The 8,531-nt window shown below is 71.3% G+C and carries 6 protein-coding genes; all 6 read left to right on the plus strand.

Going from position 1 to position 8,531, the window contains the following annotated elements; translation table 11 throughout:
• On the plus strand, positions 1–522 hold a 522-nt coding region (locus tag ABEA46_RS20310; RefSeq protein ID WP_345547265.1), incomplete at its 5' end, for an FHA domain-containing protein.
• On the plus strand, positions 519–4,997 hold the full coding sequence (locus tag ABEA46_RS20315; protein ID WP_345547266.1) for a type VII secretion EssC family protein: 4,479 nt from the start codon (positions 519–521) through the stop codon (positions 4,995–4,997). The genes ABEA46_RS20310 and ABEA46_RS20315, both read left to right, overlap by 4 nt.
• A 136-nt stretch (positions 4,998–5,133) precedes the next feature.
• The gene (locus tag ABEA46_RS20320) at positions 5,134–5,415 is read left to right on the plus strand and encodes a hypothetical protein (RefSeq protein ID WP_345547267.1); all 282 of its coding nucleotides are present in this window, start codon (positions 5,134–5,136) and stop codon (positions 5,413–5,415) included.
• A 1-nt stretch (position 5,416) separates the two neighbouring features.
• Complete coding sequence (locus ABEA46_RS20325; protein WP_345547268.1) at positions 5,417–7,267, plus strand: hypothetical protein; 1,851 nt, start codon at positions 5,417–5,419, stop codon at positions 7,265–7,267.
• Position 7,268: 1 nt separating this feature from the next.
• Positions 7,269–7,724, plus strand: coding sequence for a hypothetical protein (locus tag ABEA46_RS20330; protein WP_345547269.1), 456 nt, complete (start codon positions 7,269–7,271; stop codon positions 7,722–7,724).
• Entirely contained in the window at positions 7,721–8,386 is a 666-nt protein-coding gene (locus ABEA46_RS20335; RefSeq protein WP_345547270.1) for a hypothetical protein, read from the plus strand. The genes ABEA46_RS20330 and ABEA46_RS20335 overlap by 4 nt, the downstream gene beginning before the upstream one ends.
• The last annotated feature ends 145 nt before the right edge of the window (positions 8,387–8,531 follow it).

Consider the following 8,531-nt stretch of genomic DNA (forward strand, 5'->3'; position numbering starts at 1 on the left):
CCGGCCCCCGCGCCGGCTCAGGCCGCCGCGCAGGCACAGGCCTCCGCGCCGCCGCAGGCCCCCGCGCCGGCTCCGGCGCGCCAGCCGGCCCAGACCCCGGCACCCGCTCCCGCGGCACCGGCCGCCCCTGCCGTCCCGTCGTCGCCGGGCACGGGTCCGTCGCCGGTCGGCTCCCGCCGTGCGCAGGCGATGATCCGCTTCGACGACGGCTCGATCGTCCGCGTCCCGGGCCGCGGCCTCATCGGACGCGACCCCGAGCCGGCCGCGGGGGAGCAGGTCGAAGCGCTCGTGCGTCTCGAAGACCCGCAGCGCCTCATGTCGAAGACTCACGCGGCCTTCGGGCAGGACGCCGACGGCCTGTGGGTCGCCGACCGCGGCTCGCGCAACGGCACGCAGCTGGTGTCGCCAGGCGGCGATGTGGTCGATGTGCCCGCCGAGCAGGCCGCGCGCGTGCCACTCGGGTGGTCGGTCCAAGTGGGCGGCAGGTCGTTCGAACTCGTGGCGAGAGGTGCCGATTCGTGAAGCTGAAGCTGAGCCTGCGTCGTGGCGTGGGATCGACCGTCGACGTCCTCGTGACCGCCGATGCGACGGCGACCGTGCAGGACGTCGCGCGCGCCCTCGCCGATGGCGACGCCCTCGCGGCGCCGGGCGGCGTCAACGCGAGCGAGGTGCCCACGCTGCTCGTCGCCTCGCCGGCCGGTCAGCCGGTCCACCTGAACCCCTCGATGCCCATCGCCGACGCCCCGATCGGGTCGGGATTCGATGCGTCGGTCGTCCCGGCGCTCGCGACGGGAGTGGATGCCGCCGCCACCGCCGCGGTGATGCGCATCCACTCCGGACCCGACGCCGGTCGCGCGATCCCGCTGCCCGCCGGGTCGAGCGTGATCGGCCGCGTGGCGCCCGCGCAGGTGCTGCTGGAGGACCCGCAGGTCTCCAAGCGCCACGCGCGCGTCGACGTCGATCAGGGCATCGACCTCATCGACCTCAACTCGGCCAACGGGCTGATCGTCGACGGCGGTCTCGTGCAGCGCGTGCGCGTGCTGCCGGGTCAGCGAATCACGATCGGCGCCACCGAGGTGTCGTTCGCGCTCGCGCCGCGCGTGCAGACCGATGACTCCCTCGTGCTGGAGCGCGGCGGGGCGCTGATGTTCAACCGCTCGCCGCGCGTCGAGGACCGCTACGCGGGCCGCGAGTTCCGGCATCCGATCATCCCGAACGAGGCCGACCCGCGCATCTTCCCGTGGCCGATGATCATGGCGCCGGTGCTGCTGGGCTTCGCGATGTTCGCGATGACGCAGCGCGTCACGTCGCTGCTCATCGTGGTGATGGCCCCGCTCATGATGCTCGGCAACTTCATCGGCCAGCGCACGCAGCAGGGCAAGAAGCTCGAGCTCGAGATCGAGACGTTCGAATCGCAGATCGACGAGCTCGAGGAGTCCCTCGAGGCCGAGGAGCGGCTGGAGCGCGAACGCCGGCGCGCCGAGGCGCCCGCCACTGCGACGATCTACGAGAACGCGATGTCGCTGGGGCCGCTGCTGTGGACCCGCCGGCCTGAGCACTGGAACTTCCTGGGTCTGCGCCTCGGCGTGGGCACGGCCGACAGTCGCAACACGGTGCAGGAGCCGAACGACCAGCGCGGCATCGCGCAGTACGCGCAGCAGGTCCGCGGCCTGCGAGAGCGGTTCGCGCAGCTCGACGACGTGCCCGCCATCGAGCTGCTGCCCTCCGCCGGCGCGATCGGGATCGCCGGCCCGCGCGAGCTCGCCGCCGACGTCGTGCGCGGCCTCGGCGTGCAGCTGTTCGGGCTGCACGCGCCGAACGAGGTCGTCACCGCCGCCATCATCGACCCCGCCTGGACGGGCGACATGGAGTGGATGAAGTGGCTGCCGCACACCACGAGCCCGCGTTCGCCGTTCGCCGAGATGGCCCTGGCAGACAGCCAGTCCGCCGGGACGAACCTGCTCAACGGGCTCGAAGAGGCGATCCTCGAGCGGCTGTCGGGCTCGGCCACGCGCCGCGGCCCGGTGTCGGAGGGCGACTCGTCGATGGCGCTCGGCAAGAGCGTCGGCGAGGGACGCGACAACGCGACGGTGCCGGACGTGTCGCTCGTGCTCTTCGTCACGCATGACGCGCCGGTCGACCGGCCGCGCCTCACGCAGGTGATCGAGCGCGGACCGGATGCCGGAGTCTTCACGATCTTCGTCGCCCCGACCGTCGAGTCGCTGCCGGCCGCGTGCCGCACGTTCATCGACGTGTCGGGCGGCCTCGACGACGCCATGGTCGGCTGGGTCCGTGCCGGGCACCGCACCCGCACGGTGCAGATCGAGGGCGTCTCGCGCAACTACGCCGAGATCTTCGCCAAGCGCCTCGCACCGGTCGTGGACTCCAGCTCGGTCGCGGCGGACTCGTCCGACTTGCCGGCGAACGTGTCGATGCTGCGTCTGATCGGCACCGACATGGCCGCCGAGCCGCAGGCCGCGATCGAGCGCTGGCGGCAGAACAACTCGATCATCGATCGCCGCCGCGGCCCGCGTCCGCGCCTCAAGCGGGCCGGCACGCTCAAGGCGTACATCGGCCAGGGCAGCCCCGACGCGATGTCGCTCGACCTGCGCACGCAGGGGCCGCACGCGCTCGTCGGCGGCACGACGGGCTCGGGCAAGTCCGAGTTCCTGCAGGCCTGGGTGCTCGGCATGGCGGCCGAGTACAGCCCCGACCGCGTGACGTTCCTGTACGTGGACTACAAGGGCGGCTCCGCCTTCGCGGACTGCGTCGACCTGCCGCACACCGTCGGCCTGGTCACCGACCTGTCCCCGCACCTGGTGCGCCGCGCGCTCACGAGTCTGCGTGCCGAGCTGCACCACCGCGAGCACCTGTTCAACCGCAAGAAGGCCAAGGACCTGCTCGAGCTCGAGAAGCGGCAGGACCCCGACACCCCGCCGGCGCTCATCCTCGTCATCGACGAGTTCGCGGCACTCGCGACCGAGGTGCCCGAGTTCGTGGACGGCGTCGTCGACATCGCTCAGCGCGGCCGGTCGCTCGGCATCCACCTCATCATGGCCACGCAACGGCCCGCCGGCGTCATCAAGGACAACCTGCGCGCCAACACCAACCTGCGCGTCGCGCTGCGCATGGCCGATGCGGCGGACTCGAACGACGTGGTCGGCGACGTGGTCGCCTCGACGTTCGACCCGTCACTGCCCGGCCGCGGCATCGCCAAGACCGGTCCCGGCCGCCTCGTGCCGTTCCAGTCCGGCTATGCCGGCGGCTGGACGACCGACGAGCCCGACCGCGCCCAGGTGCGCGTGGCCGAGCTGCGGTTCGGCTCGGTGACGCTGTGGGAGAGCGAGGGCGAGGGCGAGTCCGACACTCACGACGAGGACCTCGGCCCCAACGACCAGAAGCGCCTCGTGGCGAACCTGGTGTCGGCGGCCTCGGACGCCGGCATCCCCGCCCCCCGTCGGCCGTGGCTCGACGACCTCGCCACGACGATCGATCTGCGCGACCTGCCGATGTCGGGTGACGACCGCATCCCGCTGGGGCTCGCCGACATCCCGCAGCGTCAGTTGCAGGAGGCGGTGTTCTTCAGCCCCGACACCGACGGCCACATGCTCGTCTACGGCACGAGCGGCGCCGGCAAGTCGGCGACACTGCGCTCGATCGGCATCGCGGCGGGCGCGCGCCCCGAGTCGGGCCGGGTCGCCGTGTACGGCATCGACTTCGGCACCGGCGCGCTGCGCTCGCTCGAGACGATGCCGCAGGTCGGCTCGGTGGTCTCGGGAGACGACGTCGAACGCGTGCAGAGACTGCTGCGCACGATCCGGCAGATGCTCGAGGACCGCGGCAAGCGGTTCTCAGAGGTCAACGCCGCGTCGCTGACCGAATACCGCACGATCACCGGCGACACCAGCGAACCGCGCATCATCCTGCTGCTGGACGGCTTCGGCGTCTTCAAGCAGGACTGGGAGACCACGTCCGCCCGCGCGGCGTACTACGCGATCTTCATGCGGATCCTCGGCGAGGGACGCCCGCTGGGCGTGCACGTGATCGCGACCGCAGACCGCTACGGCGCGGTGCCGACGGCGGTCAGCGCGAACGTCACCAAGCGCGTCGTGCTGCGCATGTCGGACGAGGGCGCGTACTCGATCCTCGGTGTGCCGAAGGACGTGCTCAACGAGCGCAGCGTCCCCGGCCGCGCGATCGTCGACGGCCTCGAGACGCAGATCGCGGTGATGGGCGGCACCACCAACGTCGCCGAGCAGAACGCGGCCGGTGAGCAGTTCGCCGCCGCGCTGCGGGCCGCCGGCGCGGTGGAGGCCCGCAACATCGGCTCGCTTCCGACGGAGCTGGATGCCGCAGCCCTCCCCGCGCGGATCGACGAGTTCCCCGTGCTCGGCATCGGCGACGACACGCTCGGGCCCAAGGGCTTCGAGCCGGTCGGCACATTCGTCGTGGCGGGACCGCCGCAGTCCGGCAAGACGACGGCCGTGCGCGGCATCGTGCGGTCGCTGCGGCGATTCGACCCGGCCGTCGAGCTGTTCCACTTCGGCGGCCGCCGCGCGGTGCTCCGCGACGACATGCCGTGGCGCCGTTCGGCGATCGGCATCGAGGATGCCCGCACGCTCGCGAAGGAGCTGAAAGAGATCGTCGCCGACGAGACCGTGACCAGCCGCATCGTGATCGTGGTCGAGAACATCACCGAGTTCGGCGACACCGATGCCGAGCGCCCGCTCAAAGAGCTGTTCCAGGCGATCAACCGCAGCGATCATTTCCTGGTGGCGGACGGCGACGTGACGCAGCTCTCCAGCGGCTACGGCCTCATCGGCGAGCTCAAGGCGGGGCGTCACGGCATCGCGCTGCGTCCCGACAGCTACGACGGCGAGTCGCTGTTCAAGGTCCCGTTCCCGAAGGTGCAGCGGCACGAGTTCCCGGCCGGCCGTGGGCTGTTCGTCGAGAACGGCCGGCAGGTCACGGTGCAGCTGCCGCTCGTCGCGGGGTGAGTCGCCGCACGGCAGGGGGAGCGGTACCCATGTCGTGCGTGCGCGTGGGGACCATGGGTAATGGTCCCCATGGGGGCGGACCCGCGCGGTGCCCTACTCTGACCACAACTGTCGCCTGAGACGCAGGAGGAGCCGCATGGCCGGCATGGTGAAGCTCGACCTCGGTGCGATCGCCGACACGGCGTCGGAGGCCGAACGCATCCGTCGGACCTTCGACGGCTCCGACGACTCGTCGCGCGCCGCCGCCGACGCCTGCGGTCACTCCGAGCTCGCCCACACCATCCGCCGCTTCGCGACGACCTGGGACGACCGCCGTCGCGGCATGTCGGACGCGCTGGGCACGCTGGCGGGCGTGATGCGCGACATCCACACCGCGTTCGAGGACCTCGACCGCGAGCTCGCCGACGGAGGCCGCTGACATGGATCCCCTCGACGGCGACCCGGTCGTCCTGCTCAGCACGGGGCAGCGCTACTCCGAGACCGCGGCCGAGATCCGCTCCGCGGTGTCGACGCTCAACGAGATCTCGCAGCGCGGCGCGATGGTCAGCGTCGCGATCGACCGGGTGCGAAGGGATGCCGCGCACCTCGCCCGTGAGATCGCCCAGGCCGAGCGCCGCTACGCCGAGACCGGTGACGCGCTGACCGACTACGCGCGCTCGCTCGAGTCGGCGCAGGAGGACGCGCGCCGGGCGATCGCCGACCATGAGTCCGCGCTCGAAGACGAATCCGCCGCAGACGTCCGCGCCGCCGGCGTGCGTGCCGACCAGCGCGAGCTGGCCGATGACGCGCCCTCGTCGCAGGCGCGGAGCCTGGACTGGTCGCTGGCGGCCGCGGTCCGCGATGCCGAGAGCGCGGCGTCGGATGCGGCATCCGCCCGACGACGGTACAACGAGGCCGTCGCCGACCGCGACCGCGCGGCGCGGCGGGCCATCGACCGCATCCACGACGTCGTCGAGGGCAGCGGGCTCAACGACTCGTTCTGGGACGACGTCGGCGGCGTGTTCCACGACATCGTCGACTTCCTGACCGATGCGCTCGAGGCGATCGTGGGGGCCATCACCGCGGTGCTGACGGCGATCGCGGTGCTCATCGTGACGGTGCTCGCGGTGGTCGCCGCGGTGATCCTGCTCGGCCTGGCCGTGCTCGCACTGCTCGCGCTGGCAGTGATCGCGCTGGCGCTGCTGGTGGTCGTGCTGCAGGCGGTCATGCTCCTGCTCGTGCTGGTCGCGGTGATCGCCGTCGGACTCGTCCTGGTCGCGCTGGCCCTCCTCGCTGCGATCATCGTGTTCACGCCCGGGCTGATGCAGTTCCTGCTGACGCTGGCCGGGCTGTTCGCGTACAACCTGGCGACGGGCATGGACCCGATGCAGGCCCTGGTGCAGGCGGCGATCCCCGCGCTGCTGTTCACGTATCCCGCGCTGTGGGCCGTGATCGCCTGGGCGTCCGGGCAGGAGAAGGGCACGCCCGAGCTCGTCGACACCGATCCGCTCAAGCGCGTGCGGGACGACTCGATGGCGACCCTCTTCTCGGACCTCATCGCGATCGACGACGCCGGTCACCTGACCGACGACAAGAGCGTCAACGACGAGTCGGTGGTCCGCATCATCCCGTTCGCGCTCGAGGACGGCACGATCATCTACCGCGTGCACATCCCCTCCACCCAGCAGTGGCTGCCCGGCGGCACCAGCGGCAACGACGTCACCAGCGACATCGTCGCCAAGATGAACCCGGAGCAGCGGACGCAGCTGGAGAAGATGGTCATGGACGCCATGAAAGAGGCGGGCGTCAAGCCCGGCGACCACGTGATGCTCGCGGGGTGGAGCCTCGGCGGCATCACCGCCGGAAACCTCGCCTCCGATCCCGAGTTCTCGAGCACGTACAAGGTCGACGCGATCGCGGTGGCGGGTTCGTCCGTGGACGACCTCGACATCCCGCTGACGACGAAGGTGCTCGACGTCTCGCACACGATGGACCCCGTGCCCCGCACCGAGAACCCCTTCGCCGCCGACCACTCGACCGACCCGAACCGGTACAAGATCGATGTGCCGCCGCAGGGCGACGGGTTCCCCCACGCCTCCGACCTGTACCAGCAGACCGTGGCGACCCACGTCGACGACGGCGGCAGCCAGGCCGGTGTCGACTTCATGTCGTACGATCCGAATGCGGTGGACGGCGTCCAGGTCTCGGACTACTTCGGGATGCCGGCGACAGAAGACAAGGACCACAACCCGATCAGCGGTCACGACTACGCGTACGTGAGAGGGGACTGACATGGCGGCCGTTCGCAGTGCGGGAGTGCTCGCGCTGGTCGCCGCGCTCCTGCTCTCGGGGTGCGCGTCGCCCGAGCAAGGAGGACCCGAGTTGGATTCCGCAGCAGTGATCGCGGCGCTCGCCGGCATCGACGGCGTCACCGCCGCCGATGCGAGCGCCTACAGCACCGGCACGCCGACCTCGTACGGCGTGAGGACCGAGATCAGCGTCGACGACGCCGGTCTCGCGGCTATCGGCGATGTCATGGGCTCGGCCGTGGACGTGCTTGCCGCACAGGCCGCCGGGTTCCGCACGTACGTGATCGAGGTGTCGGCACCCGATCCCGAGAACCCCGGCACCGAGATGATCGTCACCCTCGCCGACTACCAGGACCAGATGCCGTTCACGCAGGGCAGCTATCTCGGCTGGACGCTCACGCTGACAGCCGACGAACTGCAGCAGGCCGCCGGTTCATGACGCGCAGTCCCGCCCTGCGCCTGAGCCTGCCCGGGCAGTGGCAGGCGTTCGCCCTCCCGCCCGACGATGAGGCGATCGCCGCCGAGGTCGCATCGTTCGTGCGCGACCGCTTCGGGCGCCGCGACGACCAGGCGACGCAGCGTGCCCAGCAGCGCGCCCGGCTCGGCGAAGCGGTGCGCCGTGCCCGCGACGCCGGCGCCACGCAGTTCCACTTCTCGCTGCGCGCGCCCGGCGGTCTCGCCTTCGCATCGACCGTGGCCGAGTACCGGCCGCGTCTTCCGCTGGGGGAGTCGACCGATCCCGCCGCCCTCGCCGACGCGCTGGTGCGCGTGCTGGCGTCCGAGGTCGACGGCGCCACCCCCGACCAGCGCTGGGAGGCGTTCGAGATCGCGGGGGGAGTCGTGTTCGAACGCGACGGCGGACTCGTGCTGCGCCGGGACCGCCGGACCGAGCCGGCCGACGCGTCCGACGACATCCCGATGGTCGTGGTGGACTACTGGCTGACCGAGCCCGGCCACAACCGCGTCGTGCTGGTGAGCTTCACCACTGCGCTCGCCGAACTCGGCCCGCTCATGATCGAGCTGTTCGACGCCATCGTCGGAACGGCGGTCTGGGTCGCCGCCGACGACGTCGCCGCGCTCCGCGCCGAGCTGCGCACCTGAGCCGGGTCCGCATGGGGAATGGTCCCCATGTCTTCGACGCGGGCGTTGGCTTAGCCTTGCCGGGGGCCGGTCGCGGTCCGTTCGAAATTCTGAGAGGACTGTGACATGGCTGATTTCAAGGCTTCTTATGGCGAGATGGAGTCGA

Source organism: Microbacterium jejuense (genome assembly GCF_039544225.1).
GTDB lineage: Bacteria > Actinomycetota > Actinomycetes > Actinomycetales > Microbacteriaceae > Microbacterium > Microbacterium jejuense.